This window comes from Actinacidiphila glaucinigra, assembly GCF_900188405.1.
GTDB classification, from domain to species: domain Bacteria; phylum Actinomycetota; class Actinomycetes; order Streptomycetales; family Streptomycetaceae; genus Actinacidiphila; species Actinacidiphila glaucinigra.
Window position 1 is genome coordinate 25,832 of record NZ_FZOF01000011.1, and the last position, 20,258, is coordinate 46,089.

The 20,258-nt window shown below is 68.5% G+C and carries 18 protein-coding genes and 2 pseudogenes; 6 read left to right on the plus strand and 14 right to left on the minus strand.

From position 1 onward, the window contains the following. Positions 1-57 precede the first annotated feature (57 nt). Positions 58-1,371, minus strand: a complete 1,314-nt coding sequence (locus CHF15_RS22435; protein ID WP_089225654.1) for a tetratricopeptide repeat protein — start codon at positions 1,369-1,371, stop codon at positions 58-60. 263 nt (positions 1,372-1,634) lie between these two features. On the opposite strand from CHF15_RS22435, the gene CHF15_RS22440 reads away from it, so the two are divergent. Continuing rightward, on the plus strand, positions 1,635-2,276 hold the full coding sequence (locus tag CHF15_RS22440) for a VWA domain-containing protein (RefSeq protein ID WP_245938990.1): 642 nt from the start codon (positions 1,635-1,637) through the stop codon (positions 2,274-2,276). Between the two features lie 764 nt (positions 2,277-3,040). Here the strand turns inward: CHF15_RS22440 and CHF15_RS22450 are convergent. The 7 genes and pseudogenes from CHF15_RS22450 to CHF15_RS22470 all read right to left on the minus strand — a co-directional run bounded on the left by CHF15_RS22450 (position 3,041) and on the right by CHF15_RS22470 (position 7,943). After that, the gene (locus CHF15_RS22450) at positions 3,041-3,571 is read right to left on the minus strand and encodes a hypothetical protein (protein WP_089225656.1); all 531 of its coding nucleotides are present in this window, start codon (positions 3,569-3,571) and stop codon (positions 3,041-3,043) included. Positions 3,572-3,866: 295 nt separating this feature from the next. After that, positions 3,867-5,081, minus strand: coding sequence for a methyltransferase, FxLD system (gene fxlM / locus CHF15_RS22455; RefSeq protein ID WP_245938991.1), 1,215 nt, complete (start codon positions 5,079-5,081; stop codon positions 3,867-3,869). Continuing rightward, a pseudogene (locus CHF15_RS45800) lies at positions 5,076-5,414 on the minus strand (ASCH domain-containing protein); the annotation flags it as partial. The gene fxlM and the pseudogene CHF15_RS45800, both read right to left, overlap by 6 nt. Further along, the gene (locus tag CHF15_RS44995; RefSeq protein WP_179279910.1) at positions 5,411-5,551 is read right to left on the minus strand and encodes a hypothetical protein; all 141 of its coding nucleotides are present in this window, start codon (positions 5,549-5,551) and stop codon (positions 5,411-5,413) included. The pseudogene CHF15_RS45800 and the gene CHF15_RS44995, both read right to left, overlap by 4 nt. A 141-nt stretch (positions 5,552-5,692) precedes the next feature. Then, a complete protein-coding gene (locus tag CHF15_RS45000; RefSeq protein WP_322975700.1) occupies positions 5,693-6,037 on the minus strand; it encodes a Fic family protein in 345 nt (114 codons plus the stop codon). Positions 6,038-6,150: 113 nt separating this feature from the next. Further along, positions 6,151-7,002, minus strand: a complete 852-nt coding sequence (locus tag CHF15_RS22465; protein ID WP_089225775.1) for a D-alanyl-D-alanine carboxypeptidase family protein — start codon at positions 7,000-7,002, stop codon at positions 6,151-6,153. 200 nt (positions 7,003-7,202) lie between these two features. Further along, positions 7,203-7,943, minus strand: a complete 741-nt coding sequence (locus CHF15_RS22470; protein ID WP_089225658.1) for an SDR family oxidoreductase — start codon at positions 7,941-7,943, stop codon at positions 7,203-7,205. 103 nt (positions 7,944-8,046) lie between these two features. Between CHF15_RS22470 and CHF15_RS22475 the strand changes: the two genes are divergently transcribed. Beyond that, on the plus strand, positions 8,047-9,012 hold the full coding sequence (locus CHF15_RS22475) for an AraC family transcriptional regulator (protein WP_089225659.1): 966 nt from the start codon (positions 8,047-8,049) through the stop codon (positions 9,010-9,012). Positions 9,013-9,156: 144 nt separating this feature from the next. On the opposite strand, the gene CHF15_RS22480 is transcribed toward CHF15_RS22475, so the two are convergent. The 3 genes from CHF15_RS22480 to CHF15_RS22490 all read right to left on the minus strand — a co-directional run bounded on the left by CHF15_RS22480 (position 9,157) and on the right by CHF15_RS22490 (position 12,022). After that, positions 9,157-9,648 (minus strand): hypothetical protein, encoded by a 492-nt coding sequence (locus CHF15_RS22480; protein ID WP_143681613.1) that lies wholly within the window; start codon positions 9,646-9,648, stop codon positions 9,157-9,159. 378 nt (positions 9,649-10,026) lie between these two features. Continuing rightward, positions 10,027-10,638: an SMI1/KNR4 family protein gene (locus tag CHF15_RS22485; RefSeq protein ID WP_089225661.1), complete on the minus strand. Its 612-nt coding sequence runs from the start codon at positions 10,636-10,638 to the stop codon at positions 10,027-10,029. Between the two features lie 136 nt (positions 10,639-10,774). Continuing rightward, a complete protein-coding gene (locus tag CHF15_RS22490; protein WP_245938973.1) occupies positions 10,775-12,022 on the minus strand; it encodes a WD40 repeat domain-containing protein in 1,248 nt (415 codons plus the stop codon). 446 nt (positions 12,023-12,468) lie between these two features. Here CHF15_RS22490 and CHF15_RS22495 point away from each other — a divergent pair, with 446 nt between their 5' ends. The 3 genes and pseudogenes from CHF15_RS22495 to CHF15_RS22505 all read left to right on the plus strand — a co-directional run bounded on the left by CHF15_RS22495 (position 12,469) and on the right by CHF15_RS22505 (position 15,869). Then, positions 12,469-13,530 (plus strand): glutathione S-transferase family protein, encoded by a 1,062-nt coding sequence (locus CHF15_RS22495; protein WP_089225663.1) that lies wholly within the window; start codon positions 12,469-12,471, stop codon positions 13,528-13,530. Positions 13,531-13,609: 79 nt separating this feature from the next. Next, positions 13,610-14,308 (plus strand): annotated as a pseudogene (locus tag CHF15_RS22500) (alpha/beta fold hydrolase). Positions 14,309-14,843: 535 nt separating this feature from the next. After that, positions 14,844-15,869, plus strand: a complete 1,026-nt coding sequence (locus tag CHF15_RS22505) for an NlpC/P60 family protein (protein WP_089225664.1) — start codon at positions 14,844-14,846, stop codon at positions 15,867-15,869. 260 nt (positions 15,870-16,129) lie between these two features. On the opposite strand, the gene CHF15_RS22510 is transcribed toward CHF15_RS22505, so the two are convergent. After that, positions 16,130-16,720, minus strand: coding sequence for a TetR/AcrR family transcriptional regulator (locus tag CHF15_RS22510; RefSeq protein ID WP_089225665.1), 591 nt, complete (start codon positions 16,718-16,720; stop codon positions 16,130-16,132). Between the two features lie 112 nt (positions 16,721-16,832). Between CHF15_RS22510 and CHF15_RS22515 the strand changes: the two genes are divergently transcribed. Next, a complete protein-coding gene (locus CHF15_RS22515) occupies positions 16,833-17,843 on the plus strand; it encodes an NADP-dependent oxidoreductase (protein ID WP_179279912.1) in 1,011 nt (336 codons plus the stop codon). A gap of 423 nt (positions 17,844-18,266) precedes the next feature. On the opposite strand, the gene CHF15_RS22520 is transcribed toward CHF15_RS22515, so the two are convergent. Then, the gene (locus CHF15_RS22520) at positions 18,267-19,400 is read right to left on the minus strand and encodes a hypothetical protein (RefSeq protein ID WP_143681614.1); all 1,134 of its coding nucleotides are present in this window, start codon (positions 19,398-19,400) and stop codon (positions 18,267-18,269) included. Between the two features lie 244 nt (positions 19,401-19,644). Then, positions 19,645-20,256: a GNAT family N-acetyltransferase gene (locus CHF15_RS22525; protein ID WP_089225667.1), complete on the minus strand. Its 612-nt coding sequence runs from the start codon at positions 20,254-20,256 to the stop codon at positions 19,645-19,647. Positions 20,257-20,258 lie beyond the last annotated feature (2 nt).

Here is a 20,258-nt window from a genome sequence, read left to right on the forward strand (position 1 = left end):
CACCCGAACCGTGTGCTCCGACAGGAACTGCACACCGGCCGCCGTCCGGCTTCCTGCTCAAGCCCCTGTCGCCGGGGGGCGCCGTTGAAGGACGGCCAGGGCGTCCTCGACGCGGCCGAGGTCGATGAGGTAGCCGGCCAGGTCATGGCTGTTCTCGTGGGCGTGCTGTTCGAGAACGGCGACAGCCTCCTCAGTGCGTCCCGCGCCGGCCAGCAGCTCAGCGATGTGCGGCGCCGCGTACGAGGTGGCGCCCTCGGGGTGGGAGCGGGCCTGTGCGATCGCTTCGTCCACGCCGTCACGGGCGGCGATCAGTGGCAGCCGTATCCAGTACAGGTCCCACTCCACCTCGCCCCCGCAAGCAGCGGCAAGCGCTTCGAGATGCGCCAGGCCGTCCTCGGGGCGACCCTGCTCCAGGCACAGCTCGGACAGAACATGGACGACCCAGTCGTCCCCGTTCCGGCCGTCGGCCTGGACACGCATCACGTCGATGGCTTCCTTTCCCCGACCGTTCCGGGCCAGGAGCCGGGCAAGCTCGAAAGCCGAGTTGGCGCCATGCGCCGCGGTTCCATCGGCCTGCCGGTATGCCGTGATCGCCCCCTCCACATCGCCGCGCTCCTCGAGCAACCACGCGAGCTGCTGTACGGCGTGCCCGGATTCATCGTCCTCCGCAGCCGCCCGCAGCTCGCCGAGCCGGCCCTCCCGCGCAAGCAGCGCCGCCAGCTGCTCACGGTGGCTGCGAGGCGTGGTGCCACCGGTGCACAGCAAGGCGATCGCTTCGTCGGTGCGGCCCTGACGCTCGCGGATCGTGGCGATCAGCCTGATCGCCATGTCGCGATCGAGCCCTCCGCAGCACCACGGAAAGCCGGAACACCGGTGCTCGGTCCGCGGCACGAGCAGCGCGACGGCTTCCTCCTCACGGCCGGCCGCGGCAGCGACATCGACCAGAGCGACGGTGAGGGAGCACTCACCAACGTACGGACGCAGCAGGGTGAACGCTTCCTCGGCGCGACCGTGCCGGGCGAGCAGCCGGGTGTAGAACTCCAGCGCCATCGGATGCCCGGCCTTCATACGGACCCGGGTGATCTCGATCGCCTCCTCGACGCGGCCCCAGCCCTCCAGCAACTCGGCCACGGCCACGACGGCCGTCCACCAGCCGGTTGCCCGGTACGGGGCGAGCGCCTCCAGCGCCTCGGCCTGCCGGCCCCGCTCCCCCAGCAACCGCGCCCATGCCAGGGCGCAGAACCACTCGCCGCGTCCAGCCTGTTGCTCCACCACGGTGGCGTGGCCGCGTTCGAGCAGCCGCGAGACGAGCTCCGGCGGGATGCAGCCGGACCGCGTCCGGGCCTGGTACTCAAGATCAGCAGCGTCCACGGCCACGCACCATAACGCCCGCCACGGACACCATGCCGAGTGACGCTCCCCGCCAGTCGGTGCCTCACCATCGACCACGGCGCAGCGACAGACACGCGCCGGCAACTGGGACAGGCCGCAGGAGTGATGGCGGCAACCGTGCGCTGCCAGCCGATCCACCTCGGGCAGTACGGTCGTAGGCTGTCCGAGTGACCCGCAAAGGGATTTACTCTGCGTCCGTAGCCGCCCGGATCAGCGGAACCAGGCGGCATTCAACTCGCCTCGTGCTAGCCCTACCTGGGGCACACCCTCATCCGTTCGAGACCGGCCTCATCGCTGACATCGCCCGCAGAGTGGCCACGCTGGGCGACTTCCTGACTCCAGGGGCGGGTGTCGATGCCTGGATGTACACGTCACATACTCACCGTCTCCCCGAACTCCGCTTGTCCCAAGTCGCGGAGTGGATCGCGGACTGGGCGGTCCTCCCCCATGAGCCTCTGCTCTCTCAAGACGCTGCCCTACGGGGCAACCTGCTCACCCAGCACACGGCCCGCTACGAACTCTTCGGCCCCGAGGACGCAGCTGAGGCGATCAGGGGGATCGTGCAAAGCCTCCACGCGGACGAGGGACCGACCCTCGTGTTGTTCTTCATATGGGGATTTCATTCGCCGGGTCCCTACTTGGCCGATGAACTCGATCGGGCGTCCGGCGAGAACGTCTTCTGGCAGTTCGTCGGCGACCCGGGTGCAGGGTCTTCCGTTCTCGATCACCTGGACAGGCTGCAGGCCGAAGCGCCACACATCTCCAACGTGAGCCTTTACCAAGGATGGGACTCGATTGAAGATACGCCCGACTACCTCTTCTTCCGTGGCGTACTCAAACCTTTCGTCCGCTGGCGGAAGGCGCTTCCTCAGATGCAGAACTAGAACCCGCCCAGCCGGCGGTCGTACTTCATGTCCGAGACAGTGCGGCGTGTATGGGGGGTGACCTGCGCGGGAGCGGCTACGGCTGCACCTGCTGCCCACCGCCGGCGTCCGACAGGACGTTGCTTGAGACCCGAGGCAGGAAGTCCAGGAGCCCCCACACCATGACTGCCCAGCGTGGGCATTTCGATGGACCCGAGGGAGAAAGCCCCAGGTCCCTCCGATGCCCGAGCAAACCCCGCAAGCCCGGCACCTGGCCATTCATGAACACGCCCCGCGCATCCTGCCGGACTTCGAGGCCCACTGGCGCCGAGCGATCGGGGACGCATTCAACCCCACCCCCATACCCGCGTTCATGCGTTCATGCGCCTGTGGTGGACCGAGTACGCCATCGCCGGCGACCCTGGCCCTACAGCACACCTACACCGCCTCGTAGCCCGCGCCGCGAAATCCGAAGACCCCGAGGAGTCGGCCGGCCTCCTGTCCGAGTACAGCCGCCTGCGGCGTGAAGCAGCCACGGTAAAGCCGGGCCGGTGACGGACGGCCTCCCGCACCCACCCTGGCAGATGGACTGGACGGCAGAGACGCGTCGCGTGCGTCCACGACGCGTCTCGTCCTGCCTGGAAAAACCCTGTACAACGTGGACAGTTACGTCGACCACATCGTGCCCTGGCTCGAGCACAACAACCATGGAGAAACGACCTGGACGAGCCACGCGGGCTGACAGTGGTCACGGCCGGCGCGGCGCGCCTGCGGCACGGTGCCAGTCAGCGTCCTCGGCCCTGGGGGAACTGCCCGAGGTGAACCGCACGGTGGACGACCGCCGCCAGGTCCCCGATGTCCTCAGTGAAGGTGTCGACGCGGATCCGGCGTCCGTTGTGCAGCCGGATCTCGCAGGTGGAGCCCATACCCCGGGCATCAGCGAGCGGCCGACTGTCACCGCCGGACATGATCACCTGCGCGACTTCCTCCCAGGGGATCACGGTGGCGGTGCCCGCGACCCGGTGGGTCAATCCCCGCTCATGGATGTCAATGCACTGCTCCCGGGTGCGAAACGCCTGCACCAGGCGCCAGATCCCCAGGCCCCAGCCCACCAGGCCGACCCCAAGGAGTAACCCCGCCAATCCAGGGGCCCCTTCGGTGGTGCCCACCGATGCGATGGCCACCGGAAGCCCGATGGCCGTGCCCACCGCACCGACCGCGATCCAGATGCCCGCCTGCCGCAGGCGCCGTGCACCATCGGTACGGTGCTCGCGCACAAACCGCCCCAATTGTTTGGCCGCTTCCGTACGCCTCATCGGTTCCTCCCGGGTCGTGGACACTTCAAACTATGCCCCCGGCATCAAGCGATCCACCCCGCTGCCGAGCGGATTGGGGACGTCCCCGCCTGCGGCCCCTGGATGCCAGACGGGCCTGGGTCAGTCAGCCGGGCGGGCTACCGCGATCTGCTCCGCTTCGCCCGGCGGTGACTCACGGCGGCGTTTCAGACTGCACCCATCGACTGGACGCCACGAGTCGTGCGAGAAAGGGCCGGGCCCTGCCGCCCGAGAGGCAGACGAGGCCCGGCCTCATAGGCGATCGGCCGGCAGGCGGTCAGTAGGACAGCACGACGGCGGTCTCCTTCTTCGCAATGCCGTGCCCTGCGGGAAGGCCGTCGAGCGCGGCGCCGGCCGGGACGACGGTCATGGTCGGCACGGCGTCTCGGTCGGTACCCCAGGCGTCGATATGTTCCACCAGCCTGCAAGCGAGGTCTGGAGCGTCCGGACCGTATCCCGCGGCTCCCAGCCGATACGGCCGCTCCGGGTCGGAGTCCTCGCACCGGAGGATCAGGTACGCCAGCGACTCGCCGACCACGAGGGCGGGGCTGCGGACCGGGATCGCCGGCCGTCGGACGCCGGTGTCGAGGGCCTCCTCGGTGACCTCCAGCCGGCACACCGTGTCGTCGAATACGGTGGCGCGCAGCCAGATCCCGTCGAACGGCTCCTGCCCGCCGACGCGGGCCTCCGCCCACACCTCCGCCGGCGGCCCGGAGAACACACCGCTGAGCAGGTCGCGGTCGACGCCCTGGTCCCGGTCGTAGTGGACGCGGATGGTGCCGTCGGCGAGTTCGGCGCAACGCTCGCCGTCCTGACCGATGATGGGGACGAAGCCGCACAACTCCATCCCGTCCGAGACCAGGCGGTCGCCGTCGCGGACGAGCGAGACGGACCGGGTCTGGCCCCGCCACCGGAACGGCAGCACCAGCCGGCCGCCGTCCCGGAGCTGTGCCCACCAGGCACGGGGGATGTCCCAGATCCCGACAGTGGCGATCATCCGGTCATACGGAGCGTGCTCGGGGGCGCCCTCCAGGCCGTCGCGCTCGATCACCTCGACTTGCGTGTAGCCGGTCTTGTCCAGAGCGGTCCGGGCGTGCAGGGCCACGTCCGGCTCGATGTCCACCGTGACGACCTGGCCGTCCGGGCCGACGATCTCGGCCAGGAGCGCGGCGTTGTATCCGGTGCCCGCGCCGACCTCCAGAACGGAGTCACCGTGTCGGGGGTCGAGTTGGTCGAGCATCATCGCGACGATGGACGGCACGGACGCGAGGGAGAGCGGCAGCGGCCCGGCGGGGTTGTCCTTGATGCTCACGGCCTCGTCGGCATAGGCCCTCGACGGGTCCAGGCCCGGGAGGTGCTGATCACGAGCGACGGTGCGCATGGCCCGCTCGACAGCCGCCGGGACGGGGCGGCGGGCCACGATCTGGTCGATGAGTGCGTTGCGCCGCTCTCGCCTGGTGTCACCATCCCCAGCGACGGTCAGCAACTGCATCTCGATCGCGAGGGCGCCGAGCGCCTCCTTTTCCTCCGGGTAGATGCTGCGGATGTTGACCAGTTGCTCCTCGCGCGTAGCCGTCGGGTCGACGTTCGCCGGGCCCTCGCCATCGAGCAGGGCTTCGAAGTCGCCGTAGGCGGTGACCCGCTCCACGGACACGTCGCACGTCTCGTCGGTGCCCTTGATGCGGAACCGGATCACGTCCCCGGCGGCCAGGTCGGCGAGACGCGGGTGGCGCACGCGTACCTCGATCGACTTGCGGCCGGCGGCGACCAGCTCGAAATAGCGGCGGTACAGGTGGAGTTCCCGGACGGGGGCGGCGGTGCTCATGGGGCGGACTCACTCCTGGTGGCTGGTGCGGTCGTCATGCGGCCGGGCTCGCCGACCCAGTCCGCCCGGAAGAAGTGCCGGCGGTCGGCGAGCAGCGCGTCGGCAAGGCCGGGCAGACGGTCGACGTACTCGGTCAACGAGCCGGGGCCTCCCACGTATCGAGCATCCAGGTGGCGGCCCCGTCGGGCAACGGAGCGCGCCTCTCACGGGTGGGCTCTTGAACAGCTTGGCACCCGTGGCGGTGACGGCCTACGGGCATCGGACGCCGAGATGCCGTCCTACCGGTAGGGCTGCGAGCCGAGGGCGACGCTGCGCCGGGTCTCCGCGAGGTGGGCGTCGATGTACCGGACGAGGGTCAGCGCGTCCTGGGGGTCGTCGGCCCGGAAGGCGATGCGACGCAGCAAGCCGACACCGTTCAAGGCGACACCCTCGCGGGCGAGTACGAAGACGAGGGCGAGGAACGCGCATCGGGCATTGCCATCGTCGAAGGGATGGAAGAAGCAGACGTCGAGATAGGCACGGGCTGCTCGGGCGGTCAGGGACAGGGGCTGCTCGCCGCCGACCGCGCTCTCGGTCAAGCACGCGTCGAGGCGCGCGGGTGTCTGCCGGAACCGGGCGAAGATTCGCTGTCCGGCCCAGCGCGTCGTGCCGAGATGAGAGGTCCGACGGCGAAGGGCGAAGGGCCTGCCCGCGACCTCTCGGTCACGGGCAGGCCCTTCGTTGTAGCGGGGCGCGCCTACTTCTTGAACGCGTAGTTCATCATCTTCGTCGCGTCCGTCGCACGGCTGGTGGCCGAGGAGGAGGCGAGAACGGTCCCGATGACCGTCTTGCCGTTCCGGGTCGCGGCGAAGACCAGGCAGTACTTGGCAACCGAGCCGGAACCGGTCTTGACTCCGATGGTTCCGGAGTAGCTCTTCAGCAGCGTGTTGGTGTTGGTCCACGACATGGTGCGGGAGCCACCGCTCTTCGTGGTCACCTTCTGCTTGGTCGCCGTCGTCTTCACGACGGCGCGGAAGGTGGGGTACTTCATGGCGCTGCTGGCGAGCTTGGTCAGGTCGCGGGGCGTCGAGTAGTTCGCCCCGTTCCCGATGCCGTCGAACGAGTCGAAGTGGGTGTTCTTCAGACCCAGGCTCTTGGCCGTCGAGTTCATCTTGCCGATGAACGACTTGACCCGTGCGGCCCGCGTGGAGCCGGTGCCGAACTTGTCGGCGAGGGCGTAGGCCGCGTCGCAGCCGGACGGGAGCATCAACCCGTACAGCAGCTGACGGACAGTCACCTTGTCGCCGACGATCAGGCGCGCCGAGGAGGCGCCCTTGGAGACGATGTAGTCGCTGTAGGCCTTCTGGATCGTCACCTTGGCGTCAAGGTTCAGATTCGACTGGGAGAGCACGACCCGAGCGGTCATGATCTTGGTGGTGGAGCCGGTGGAACGACGGGTGTCGGCAGCCTTCGAGAAGAGGGTCTTGCCGGTCCCGTTGTTCATCACGAACCCGCCCTTGGCGGTGATCGTGGGCACCGCCAGCGTGGCCGCCTGGACCGGAGCGGTGAGCGCTCCAGCAGACAGCACCGCTCCCGCGGTGATGGTCACCGTGGCCAAGCGAGATGTAATTTTTATGCCGTTTTTCAAAGCTTATACCCCAAATGCTCCTACGGGTTGACGGCATAACGAGGCCGTCAGCGCATACGACTCCCGAGAGGATCAAATGGATGTACGACCAGCGCGAGCAAAATTGCTCCACCGCTCAGGACAGGAAGGCCGGGTGGCCTGGCGCGGATTGGCCCCGCACCTCACTGCCGAGCGCCCTCCGGGCGGCCGTGCGTTGAGGACTGCGTGAGAAACTCGCCGTAGGTCTCGCCCGGGTCGGCGCTGAGCGCCGCCTTCGCCGAGCGGGTGTCCTCGTCGGCGAGGATCTCCAGCGCGCCGGCTTCGAGTCCGTCCAGGGCTTGGCGCACGACATCCGCGGGGTCGTTCTTCGGGATGTCCCACCCGCTCATCATGTCCGTGTCGGTCGAGCTCATCAGCAGGCCGGCGACGTGGGTGCCCTGCCCCGCCAGCTCCAGGCGGACGCCGTTGGTCAGGCTCCAGGCCGCCGCCTTGGCGACCGCGTAGGAGTTGGCCCCCGGATAGGAGAGCCACGACAGACGCGAGAGCACGTTCAGGATCGCGCCTCCGCCGTTCGCGGCGAGCACCGGGGCGAAGGCACGCACGACCGAGAGGGTGCCGTAGAAGGACGTGTCCACCTCGCGACGGATCTTGTCCAAGTCACCGGTGACAAGGTCCTGGTAAAGGCTGACGGCCGCGTTGTTGATCAGCAGGTCGACGTCCGGTGCCGCTGCGGCCGCAGCGGTGACGGAGGCGGGGTCGAGGAGGTCGAGGTACAGAGGCTCGGCGCCCGCGATGTCCACGCGCTCGAGGTCGCGCGCGGTCGCGTAGACCTTGGCACCACGCGCGAGGAGCTGCTCGGCGAAATGACGTCCGAGCCCACGAGAGGCCCCTGTGATCAGTGCAGTGCTTCCCGAAATCTTCATGCGCTCACCGTATGACGCAGCTACTGAGCAGAACGATGGCTCATCACCGCAGATTCATATCTGCTTGACTCATCACAGACCTTCACTGAGGTAGTCTGCATCCATGGATCTGCTCGCCGAAGTACTGGCCCTCTCCGATGTCCGAGGTGCGGTCGGTGCACGGATCGAGGCCGGCGAGGACTGGGGCTGGTGGTGGAGCTCCGCGACGCCGCGCGCGTCGCTTCACGCCGTCACCGCGGGAACGATCTGGGTGGGCCTGCCCGACGGCCCACCCCTCCAACTGCTGCCGGGCGACGTCGTCCTCCTGCCCGGCGGAGCCGCGCACGCACTCGGCAGCGACCCGGCAGCCGTGGCCCGCACGGGGCCCCGCACATTCGACGACTGGCACCTCACCGGCTCCAAAACCGTGTCGATCGGCACCGGACCGGTACGCGCCCGCATCCTCTGCGCCGAATACGACCACGATCGGACCGTCTCGACGCAGGTGCTCGCCCTGCTCCCCGAAGTAGTCCACCTGCGCGCCGGCGACGACCCGGACGGACTGGCCCACGACACCGTACGACTGCTCGGCCGTGAACTCGCCGCACCGCGCGCTGCCACCGGCCTGGTCCTCGACCGGCTGGTGGACGTACTCCTCGTCCACGTACTGCGCGCCTGGCTCGCCTCCGGTGGAACGCCCGCACCCTCCTGGCTCGGAGCTCTGGGCGACCCGGTGGTGGCAGCCGCCGTCACCAGGCTCCATGAAGAGCCCGCCAAGCCATGGACCACCGCCACCCTCGCACGGGAAGCCGGAGTCTCTCGCGCCACTCTCGACCGCCGCTTCACCGCTGCGACCGGCGAGTCACCAGGCGCCTATCTCACCCGCTGGCGTATGGACCTCGCCGCCCGCCGCCTACGTGACACCCACGACAGCCTCGACACGATCGCCGCTGCGATCGGCTACTCCTCCGGCTACGCCTTCAGCCGGGCCTTCCGCCGCGCACGCGCGCAGCCGCCCGGCCAGTTCAGGGCAACCGCTCAAGCCGAAGGGAACCCGACCCCGGCCGACACCGCCGCTGCCCCCGTCTGATCACCGCGCCCAAGCGCGCACCGTCCCCAGCCGCGAACAGCGGGGCGATCCCGCAGGAGCTGGACCCGGGGTTCCACAGGGCGCCAGCGGTAGGTGGTGCCCGTGCCCGACGACCCCGCTACCGCGACCGAGAGTTGAGGTCAGTTACCGCCCTGAACCGCCTTGGCCCCGGGCGGCAAGCGACTCCGGGCCGCATGAAATGCGGGCAGCCTCTCGGGCGACGGCCAGGTGGGCTTGCCCGCCGGAATCGATCGGCGTGCCGCACTCAAGGATGCCCGCACCCTCCATCGTCCAGCTCTTCGCATGCCCGATGGTCACCGCCGGGGAGCGTGGGCACGTGTACTGGAAGTCCGCCTCTACGATGTGAGCCTCGTCGTACATCACATAGCGCCCGGCCCCGGCCGTCGAGACCGCCCGGCTCTGATTGGGGTCGTCCGGTTCCCTGCCGACATCGGTGAAGGCCATGTCAGCGCCGGTGTCGCTTTCCTGGGCCTCTCCTACCAATTTGGCCAGGGAGAACAGCACGTCCCGCCGCGGCACCGCCGGGCCGTGCGCCGATACGGCCGTCTCAGGCCACGACACCCGGTGCTTGGGTGCCTTCGTAAACTTGCCGCCGCCCTTGCCGAGGGTCTGCACCTCGGAGAGAGCGGAGAGCCGGATCGGCCGCTCGACGTTGAACCACTGGTACGTACCGTTCCGGCAAGCCCTCGGACCCATAGCGTGAGCAGGCGCCGACGTTGCCGCCTTCCCTTCGGTGTGCGCAGCGCTTTCGGTACACGCGCCAGCGCTCGCGACCGCCAGAACGGCGACACAGGCAGTGATCCAACGCCTCATGGCGATCCCCCACATGCTCATGGCTGACAGCCGGGTCCTCACCGCGAAGAGAACGGCCGTTGGTGATCGCATATTAGGCGCACACCACTGCCCATCGCTTCACGGGCAGCCACGGCGAAAGCCTCCTCCGCGCCAGTCGGCACGCCCCCTGGTTGCCGGCATGGCCGTACGCCCACGGCCCTATCGGCGTTCTGCCACTTCCCAGGCCAGATCGCCAGCGTCGTCCACGACGGCGACGCACGGCTGTGCTGCGCCGCCGAGGGAAGCGTGCCGGAGGAGGGCCGGCGTCCCTGACCGGACGGCGGCTTCGACGTCTTGGAGCATGGCCGTGACCGAGCCCCACAGTTCCACTCCGAGGACCCAGGTCTCATGGTCCCACAAGAAGACTGCGCCGTACGAATCACCGGGGCGCAGGTCGACGATGAGACCGTCACCGCCAGGGTCCATCGCGATCGGCAGGAACGAGGGCAGAAAACGTGGTTCTGGTTCGCCGTTCTCGTCCACCGAACTCCCTTCCTGTTCCGCAACGAGCAACCAGATCTCTCTCGTCTCCAGAGCTTTTTCCAGGTCCACCGGAGCAAACGACTGCGGGATCCAGTAGTCGGCACTGACCCGGTGCAGCGTCCACCACGCGACCAGGTCGGCGGGAAAGCTCACCCCTATGGCTGCCTCGGCCGCGCGGAGCCGGTTCTCGTCTGCGGCCGCTCTCACGGGGGCCGTCCGGAGACGACCCTCGAACCAGGTAGCGATACGGCCCCAAGCCTGGTGCACATCGTGGTCAATCGTGGTCATGGCCAGGAGTCTTTCAAGGTGCCGGCAACCAACGAAGCCCGGGCTCGCGGCCCGGGGGGCGGCGCGGCAGGCCGAGTACCTGGGCGCATCCTCAGGGCACAGGGCCCGGCGCGCCGGGTCCCGTGCGCCGGGTCGCTCATGTCCGCGCGTCGCGCGCCGTGTTGATTGCCGCTCGGAGCCGGAGCCAGGAGGGCTCTTCCGCCGTTGCGGAGTACACCGTTGCCAGATCGCCCGAGTTCCAGGTGCGCTCTCCGTCCGTGAGGACGAGGTGCTCTCCCAGGTCACCGTCGTCGGGAACCTCCGACGTGGTGTCGAGGAACTCCGAGACCGCTGACGCGGCGGCCATGGACGCGTCGCTGTCGCCGATGGAGTGGGTCTCCCCAGGGTCGGACCGCACTGCCACGAGTACGAGTTCGCCGCCGCTCGCGAGGACGAGTTCACCTGTCGACGTGGCGGCCAGCGCGGACACGGGAGATCCGGCCAGTACGTCGTGCTCGACCGCGTCCTGGGCTTCGATGTCGACCTCGACCAGAACTCCCGTGGGCGTTCCGACCCAGAGCACGCCGGGCCGGGCTGCGAACGCGAGGTTGTGCCGCGACCATGCGCGCATCTGGTCGAGCCACTCCTGCGGATAGGGGTAACCGGGGTTGGGCTCACCAAGGGTTGTCGCGAGGACCTGGCGAAGCGACGGGAACTCGAACACCTCGAGCGTGTTCTCGTAGGCATTGCCTCTGATCGCGAAGTGACGTCCGTCGGCGCTGAACAGGGGTGTCCCGTAACCATCGACGTCCAAGACCAGGGCCCGGCGGAGCAGCCGCATCGCACCACCGCTCGCGGCCCCGGGATCGACTCGCGCGAACAGGCCGTGTGTCGCGCCCTGATCGCTGTTCAGCGTGACAACCAGTCCGCCGCCGGGGTGCTGGGCCACGCCGGTGTCCCATCGCGGGCCCGAACTGACGGTCCCCGTAGCCAGGTCGATGACGTCCGAGCTATCCCACGCGTCGTCTTCGCCGCCTGACGACGGCGAGGCCCACAGCGTCAGACCGTCCGGGCTGAATGCCACACTGCGGTAGGCGGCGGCAGGGGGAACACCGTCGACCGCGGAAACACCGGCGGGACTCCATTGCACCACGCCGCGGTCGCCGCCTGACACCACCAGTCGCGGCTCGTCGGGATGCCAGGCGAAGGCATCGTCATAGGCATCCGATCCTGCGCCGACAGATGCCAGTTCGCGCAATCGACCGGCCTCGCGGCTCCACACGTGAACCGCAGGACGCCCCCGGTCCAGGCCGGCAACCAGGGGAAGGCGCGGGTGGCACACCAAACGCTCGACAGGACGTCCGCTGCTGACGCGCACACGCGCCACGGCCTCAAGATAAGTCACGTCGAGACCGTAGTCGTGGGCACTGACACATCACTCGACGAGCAGTTCCGCGGGGAAGTCATGCACCGCCCCGAGCAGGTGTGACCCGAAGATCCCCGCCAGTCGCCACATCCGTTTGACCACTGCGCAGCGTAAGCGGCACTGGCCGTTGCACGGCGGCCGGACCGTCGCAGGTCTCAGTCGGTGACGGCCGCCTGTCGCGGGCTCTACGTACGGCACCACGCGCCGCCGGCACACGACGCCGACTGCCGGGTCCGCCCACCATTCCCTCCCCGCACGACCCACGTCGTGATAATGTGCTTGCGCAAGCACGTTTAACGCGACGATCACGACCTCGCAGCCAGACTCGCCCCAGGGACGAACCAGGTCCGGAATCACCGCAGAGCAGTTCGCCCGCCCACGCAATTGAGCATCGACGACAAGAAGACTCCATTGGAGGAAGCACCATGACGCGGGCCACCACGACGGGAAGATACGCGGAAGGCGACGACGACACGACGGCGAACGCCAACGCGGAGTTCGGTCGGCGACGCTTCAAGCGCTCCCCCAGGCACTTCGATGACCGTGTCACGGCGGACGGCAGGAACGGCTGGCCCGTCGAGGCGGGTCGCTACCGCCTCGTCGTGAGCCGCGCCTGCCCCTGGGCAAGCCGCGCCCTGATCTCTCGGCGGCTGCTCGGGCTGGAGGGCGCGATCTCCGTCGGCATCACCGACCCGATCCAGGACGACCGCAGCTGGCGCTTCACCCTCGACGAGTCGGGACGCGACCCGGTGCTCGGCATCCGCTATCTCTCTGAGGCGTACGACGCGCGCGAAACGGGCTACCCGGGCGGCGTGAGCGTGCCCGCGATCGTCGACGTTCCCACGGGGAAGCTGGTGACCAACGATTTCCATCACCTGACCCTGGACCTCGCCACCGAATGGGGTGCCCTGCATCGGGAAGGCGCCCCCGACCTCTACCCGGAGGCGCTGCGGGACGAGATGGACGAAGTGATGGATGACATCTATCAGGACGTCAACAACGGGGTCTACCGGGCCGGGTTCGCCACCACGCAGCACGAGTACGAAGAGGCCTGCGGAGCCGTCTTCGGCCGACTGGCCGTCATCACCGAGAGGCTGACCGACCGCCGGTACCTGATGGGTGACACCATCACCGAGGCCGACATCCGGCTGTTCACCACCTTGGTCCGGTTCGACGCCGTCTACCACGGTCATTTCAAGTGCAACCTGTACAAGCTCGTCGAGAACCCGGTGCTCTGGGGCTATGCGCGCGACCTGTACCAGACACCGGGTTTCGGCGACACCGTCGACTTCGACCACATCAAACGGCACTACCACCAGGTGCTCACGGGGGTGAACCCGAACGGGATAACCCCGCTCGGACCCGACCTCGCGGCCTGGCTGACACCACACCACAGGGAGGAACTGGGCGGCCGCCCCTTCGGCGACGGTACGCCTCCCGGACCCGTGCCCGCGGCCGAGGAAGTGCCGGCGGAGGGCCGCCCCTGAGTAACGCGAGGCCGGCCTCGGGGCGTGTATCGAAAGTATTTTCAGGGCGATCGTCAGGCTGCCCCGCTACGGTGCGGGCATGGTGAATTTCGTGCTGGTTGCGGGTGCGCGGCTCGGGGCGTGGGCGTGGGACGAGGTGGTGCCGTATCTGCGTGCGGCCGGCCACGGCGTTTACCCGTTGACGCTGTCCGGTCTTGCTGAAAAGCAGGCTGTGCCGGCAGGGCAGCAGACCCACGTCCAGGACATTGTTGCCGAGGTCGAACGCCAGGGTCTGCGTGACGTCGTCCTCGTCGGTCACAGCTACTCGGGCATCCCGGTCGGTCAGGCCGCAGAGCGGATCGGCGACCGGCTGGCCCGCGTCGTATTCGTCGACTCCAGTGTTCCAACTGATGGCGAGTCGTTTGCCTCCGTCTGGCCGGACGGCGGGGCGGGGGTGAAGGCATCGATCGCCGAAAATGGAGGGTTTTGGCCGCTCGTGCCCGCAGCTCACTACGACGGCGAGGGTCTCACCGATGAGCAGATCGCACGCCTCGTACGTGGCTCGACGCCGCACCCGGGCGCCACGCTGACCGAGCCCGCCCTGCTCGCAGGGGTGCTCGGTGAACTCCCGGCGACGTACATCCAGTGTCTGCTCGCCGGGGCCGAGCTCGACGACGACGTGGCCGAACTGCTGAACAGCAAGTACTGACAGCTGGTCACGATGGACACCGGCCACTGGCCGATGTTCTCCCAGCCGCGCGAACTGGCACAGATCTTGCTTGACGCAGCCGGGGAGTAACTGCAGGTCCGTGCTTGCGCGCTCCGTTTGAGCGCTCCCCGCGCCACGAACCACAATCATCCAACGCTCAAGATCCGCTTTCGATACACGCCGTAATCGGCCGGCAGCATCGCCAGAGTGGCTTTCGCGTTGTGGCGCCCCGCACGGACGACGACGGGTGCACCCGGTACGGGCGGCAACACGACCCCCGGACCGGTGTCCCACATGAACCCTCCGCCGCATCCGGGAGCGAGCGCACTCGCGACGCCCGCCCCCGGAGCGGTGTGTCAACTCACCATCACTGCACGTGTGAGGCGCAGAGAAGCGTGGCGCGAGAGGACGACTTTATCTCGTAAGGGATTTGATCAGATCACAAGATGGTCACTAAGGTCATGCTTCGAACCTCTGTCCATCGATCACCCAATCGGGGTGGCGGCGGAGGTCCCGCCGATCCGATGCGGCGTGCGTGCAACGGGGGACGCCGACGCTCGGGGCCGGGGAACCGTGGTTCCCGATGCATGCGGCAGGCGGCTGGAGCAAGAAGGAGCTCGCCTGAGTGGCGTCCCACCGTCGTCCCAAGCAGACCAGTCGAGCACGCATCACCGTGCTTACCGCAACCGCCGCCGCAGCCGTGGCAATCTCCGCCCAGGCCGCTCAGGCCGCTCCCGCCAAGCAGTCCGTCAAGAACGTCAAGGCCAAGGTCGACGCTCTCTACCAGCAGACCGAACAGGCTACCGAGAAGCTCAACGGCGCCGAGGAGAAGCAGAAGCAGTTGCAGAAGCAGGTCGACGACCTGCAGGACGAGGTCGCCCGCCAGCAGGACGAACTCAACGACCTTCAGGACGGCCTCGGCACCCTCGCCAGCGCCCAGTACCGCAGCGGCGGCATCGACCCCTCGCTCCAGCTCTTCCTCTCCTCAGACCCGGACAGCTACCTCGACAAGGCGTCCACGCTCCAGGCGCTGAGCACCAAACAGGCCGAGGCGCTGCGGCAGATCGCGCAGAAGAAGCGCACGCTCGACCAGCAGAAGGCGGAGGCGGCGAGCAAGCTCTCCGAGCTCGGCCGGACCCGCACCGAACTGGGCAGGAAGAAGAGGGAAGTCCAGGGCAAGCTGGCGCAGACGCAGCGGCTGCTCAACTCGCTGACCGCCGCTCAGCGCGCCGCCGTCGCCGCGGACGACGCCCGCGCCGCCCGCAGCAACGAGCGCGTCGACCTGGGCAACGACACCCCGGCCTCCGGCCGCGCCGCCGCCGCCCTCGCGGCCGCCCAGACCAGGCTCGGCATGCCGTACGTCTACACGCACACGGGTCCGACCTCCTTCGACTGCTCGGGCCTCACCATGTGGGCGTACGCCCAGGCCGATGTCTCGCTGCCGCGGACCTCGCAGGCCCAGGCCAATGCGGGCACCCGCCTGTCGATGAGCCAGCTGATGCCCGGCGACCTGGTGATCTTCTACGGCGACCAGCACCACGTGGGGCTCTACGCCGGCAACGGCATGGTCCTGCACGCGCCGCGCACCGGCACCGTCGTGCGCTACGAGTCCATCAACAACATGCCGTTCCAGTTCGGCGTCCGCATCTGACGCAGGCCGCCGGGACGGGCCTCGAGTGCAGCGGGCGCCTCTCCCCCGGTGCTGTCACCGAACACCGCGCGGACCAGCGTTCTGGGTCCAGACGCCGATGACAGACCACAGCCCCTTCGAGGAGTTTCTCCTCGAAGGGGCTGTGGTCCGTATCCGCCATGGGGACGTCCCCACGACCGGATCCCGAAGCAGGCGAGCCTCGCTCCGGGCCGGCAAGCACGACCGGCTGTTCGCCGGGTCCGCGTGGGCGGCGATTTCGGCTACGGTCGCGAGTCCGTCGTCACCCACCCGGCATCGCCACTCGCCGCGCCGGTCAGGATCGCGCTTGCGACAACGTCGAAAAGGTGTCCGGCGCGCGGCGCGAGTGCCGGTTGATCGCCGAGCCAAGCGAGCGCCGCCACCAGCGCGAACACGTCGGCGCCGTCGATGTCGCTCCGCGCCAGGCCCGCGGCCTGGGCGCGCGTGAGAAGCCGTGCACCGGCCGCGCGCAGGGTGACGCACGATGCGTGGAGTGCGGATTCCGGGTCCTCGATGGCGGCCGCCATCAGCACGGTCACACCCCGGTACTCGGTCGTCCACGCGACGCAGTCGCGTAGCCAGGAAACGAGAGCTTCGTCGGGCGAGTCGGACGTTTCAAGGGCGCCTGCCTTGGCCGTCAGTGCCTCGAAGCTCGTGTGGAGCAGGGCGTCGAGCAGTGCCTCGCGTGTCGGGAAGTGGCGCAGTAGCGTCGCCAGGCCGACGTCGGCCCGGCGTGCGATGTCGCGCAGTGACACCTCGACGCCTTGCTCGGCGATGGCGGTGCCCGCGACTGCGAGCAGGTGGTCGCGGTTCTTCTTGGCGTCGGCCCGCATCTGCCCCCCCTTGACTATCCGGATCAGTGGTCCATATATTCGGATCAGTGGTCCACCTATGTGGATCGCTGATCCGAATAATCGTATCCCGCATCACGGGCAGGAGAAAACGATGCCGAAACACACGATGAGGGCGGTCCGGCTCCACGAGCACGGCGGCCCTGAGGTTCTGCGCTACGACGAGGTGCCGATCCCCCAGCCGGGACCGGGCGAGGTGCTCGTTCGCGTACATGCGGCAGGCATCAACCCTCCGGACTGGTACCTGCGCGACGGGATGTCCAACCTGCCTCCGGATGTGAGGCCGAAGTTCAGCTTGCCCGTGATTCCGGGGACGGACCTGTCGGGCGTCGTGGAGGCCGTCGCCGCAGACGTGGAGGGTTTCTCGATCGGTAATGAAGTCTTCGGGCTTCTCCGCTTCCCCAGCTTCGACGGCAGCACCTACGCCGAGTACGTGGCCGCGCCGGCGTCGGACCTCGCCCTCAAGCCGGCCGGCCTCGATCACGTGCACGCCGCCGGGGCACCCATGGCCGGGCTCACCGCGTGGCAGTTCCTGATCGAACTCGGACACGACCACCCGTCGCCCTTCCAGGCCGCGCAGCATCGTCCGGTGCCACTCGACGCCAACACGACGGTACTCATCAACGGCGCCGCAGGCGGCGTGGGGCACTTCGCGCTGCAGCTGGCGAAATGGAAGGGCGCACGAGTCATCGCGGTGGCCTCGGGCGCACATGAATGGTTCCTGCGCGACCTCGGCGCGGACGAATTCATCGACTACACCAAGAGCCGTCCTGAGGACGTCGTGCACGACATCGACCTCGTTCTCGACGCCGTGGGTGGCCCCGACAGCAAGCGCCTCCTGCGCACACTCAAGCGAGGCGGCTCGCAGTTCCCCGTATTCTTCGGCGAATTCGACGAGGAAGAGACCCTGAGGCTGGGCGTCACCGTCACAGGCACGCAGGTCCGCTCGAACGGCGCACAGCTTGCCGATCTGGGACGCCTGCTCGACGCGGGCACAGTCCGCGTCGCGATCGACAGCACGTTCGCGCTCGCGGATGCCCGCGCCGCGCACGAACGCGCCGCACGGGGACACATCCAGGGCAAGATCGTGCTCACGGTCGCTTAGCGAGCCGCTCCCCCGGACGCGTCCGACATCGGTCCGCGGGACACCGCCGCGGAGAGCTTGGAACGCATGTGGTGACTGGATGATCGATTCCGGTTGCAGCAGTTCATGGCGCCCTAGACCTGGCCGATGGAGACGGTGCGGGCAGGGCAGGCCCGCCGGGCGGTGGCGGCCTGGGGAGCCGCCGGTCCATGCTCGCGAGCTGGTCCTCGATGTCGGCGTGTTCGCTGTTGAGGGCGAGGGCGAAGATGACAGAGCCGGTCATGGCACGGCGACCGACCGATGGAGAAGGGCAGCGGCTGTGGCAGACAGTCCGGCGGGCCGCCCCGGACCCAAGGGGCCGGGCCCATGGACCGGGGGGATCTCTCTGCTGTGGCACACAGTGAGCAGGGGTGGAGGACCGTACGTTTCGCGCGGCAGGCGAGGTCAGCCGCTCGCCCCCCACGGGACAACGCCAACGGTTCCGCTGAGTGTTCGCTGCACTGAGGTCCACACCCCGCCCGGCGGCGCCACCGCCCGCCAATCGTTCCCGCGCCACTTGAGCGTGACCACCGTCACCATCAGGCGGGCGGTGGGTGTCCTCAATACCAGCCCGATCACCGCGGTGTCCGGTGTGTACGACTGGTAGATATAGCCGCTGATCTGTGCCAGCGTTCCCTGTTGCACCGGTTGGGGCAGGGTGGCCTCCCCTCGCAGATACGCGAGAAGCCGGTCGCGGTCTGGGGACGGCACGAATTGACGTGTGATCGTCGGCTCCCACGACGATCGCCCGAAGCTGTACCCACTCCTGACGCCAATCTGCGCACCGGCGATGAGCGCGCCGGTGGGCGTGTGAGCGTACCCCGCGGCAATGCCGCCGCTCACCCGGCGGGGCCCGGCTGAGGCGGAGAACGGAATTGCTATCCCGTAGTAGTCCGCTTCGTCCCCCTCAGCCGTCGCCAAGAGCCTCCAGGTCACATCCGTCGGTGCCGTGGTCAAGGCATCCGCCGACGATGCGGCGGATATGTCGGCTGACGGCATGGTGGGTGCGACCGAAGGTACGACCGAGGCGTTGGGACCCTGCTCCGGGCCGGTGTCGAGCAGCAGGACGGTTCCCAGGCCACCAGCGAGAACGACAGCCAGCAACCCGCCGCCGACGACAATGATTCTGCGCCTGCGGGATTGATCGACGTCACCGGCGGCGATGATGCCCCGGCGATTGTCCACGCGCCCGTCGAGATGAACCTGGTGATGGGCGCTGCCACCGGTATGCGCCTGCCCCCGCGAATTTGCCGCTGATTCGACAGCGTTCCGCAGCGCCAGGGCGAACTCCGGATCCTGCTCGATCGCCTCCGCAAGTACGGAGGTGGCGGTTCTTTGCCAATCGGTGTCGTCGGGGCGTTCCTCAAGCCCTCCTAGCGCGGCACTTCCCAAACGCGTGGCGCGCAGTCGCTCGCCGATCATCTCGTAGAGTTGATCGGCGGCTTCAGCGCCCATGCGCGACACAGCACCGGCCGCCACGTCGGACAGGTGTGACGAGATCAGGCTGATCCCCTGTCCGGCAAGACCGAGCACATCCATCGCCGAATCCCCCCTGATGCTGGTCAGGATGTGTGTGTCACCACGACGCACGCTTCCGGGCCACTCCACGTCCTTGATGCCCGCCCTCTCCCGAAACGATACGCCCGCGACGCGGGTGGAGAGGCGGCCGTCATTCGACTACGGCGCGGTACTGCGCACCTGGCACACGACCCATCCGACCGGGGCCAGTCGCCTTGCGTCTCAGGGCGACAGTGCACCTTGCGCCCTCGCCGCCGGATCTCACTCAACGGCAAGCGCGAGTGCCTGCTTCAGGGGTGCGTGACGTGCCCCGGTGGACGGCTGAAGCCCGCCACTCCCGCCGGAGTAGGGAGTACACCAGGTCGTCGCGCCATGCCCCCTTGAAGAACTCCGTTCCGATGAAATGGGCCTCCCGGCGCATGCCCAGCCGTTCGAGGAGCCCGGCCGACGCGGCATTGTCCGCGTGGCAGCGGCCGATCACCCGGTGCAGCCCCAATGCGTCGAATCCCAGGTGCAGGACGGCGAAGGCGGCCTCCGTGGCGAAGCCCTTGCCCTGATGGGCGGGGTGGAAGACATAGCCGAGCTCACCCTGGCGGTGTTCCGCGCTGATCAGGACCAGTTCGACCTGCCCGACGACCGTCCCCGTGCCCGGCTCGACGACAGCCAGGCTGAGACAGTCCCCGTCCGAGTCCAGTTTGGTCTCCCGGGTCATCTGCTCCACCGCCACCCGGACGTCCTCCGGCCCGCGCGGCTCCCATCGCATGAAGCGGGCGACGTCGGGCCGGCGTTGGTACTCGCAGACGTCCTCCGCGTCCTCGGGCCGGAACGGGCGGAGTATCAGCCGGGCGGTGGCGATAGGAGAGTCGATACACAGCATCG

Excerpts from the sequence above, each read along its gene's own strand:
- CHF15_RS22475 (WP_089225659.1), top strand. The coding sequence starts at position 8,047 with ATGGATCTGCTCGCCGAAGTACTGGCCCTCTCCGATGTCCGAGGTGCG.
- CHF15_RS22520 (WP_143681614.1), bottom strand. The coding sequence starts at position 19,400 with ATGGATGTGCTCGGTCTTGCCGGACAGGGGATCAGCCTGATCTCGTCA.
- fxlM (WP_245938991.1), bottom strand. The coding sequence starts at position 5,081 with ATGCAGTTGCTGACCGTCGCTGGGGATGGTGACACCAGGCGAGAGCGG.
- CHF15_RS22485 (WP_089225661.1), bottom strand. The coding sequence starts at position 10,638 with ATGACCACGATTGACCACGATGTGCACCAGGCTTGGGGCCGTATCGCT.
- CHF15_RS22510 (WP_089225665.1), bottom strand. The coding sequence starts at position 16,720 with ATGCGGGCCGACGCCAAGAAGAACCGCGACCACCTGCTCGCAGTCGCG.
- CHF15_RS22470 (WP_089225658.1), bottom strand. The coding sequence starts at position 7,943 with ATGAAGATTTCGGGAAGCACTGCACTGATCACAGGGGCCTCTCGTGGG.
- CHF15_RS22515 (WP_179279912.1), top strand. The coding sequence starts at position 16,833 with ATGCCGAAACACACGATGAGGGCGGTCCGGCTCCACGAGCACGGCGGC.
- CHF15_RS22495 (WP_089225663.1), top strand. The coding sequence starts at position 12,469 with ATGACGCGGGCCACCACGACGGGAAGATACGCGGAAGGCGACGACGAC.
- CHF15_RS22450 (WP_089225656.1), bottom strand. The coding sequence starts at position 3,571 with ATGAGGCGTACGGAAGCGGCCAAACAATTGGGGCGGTTTGTGCGCGAG.
- CHF15_RS22525 (WP_089225667.1), bottom strand. The coding sequence starts at position 20,256 with ATGCTGTGTATCGACTCTCCTATCGCCACCGCCCGGCTGATACTCCGC.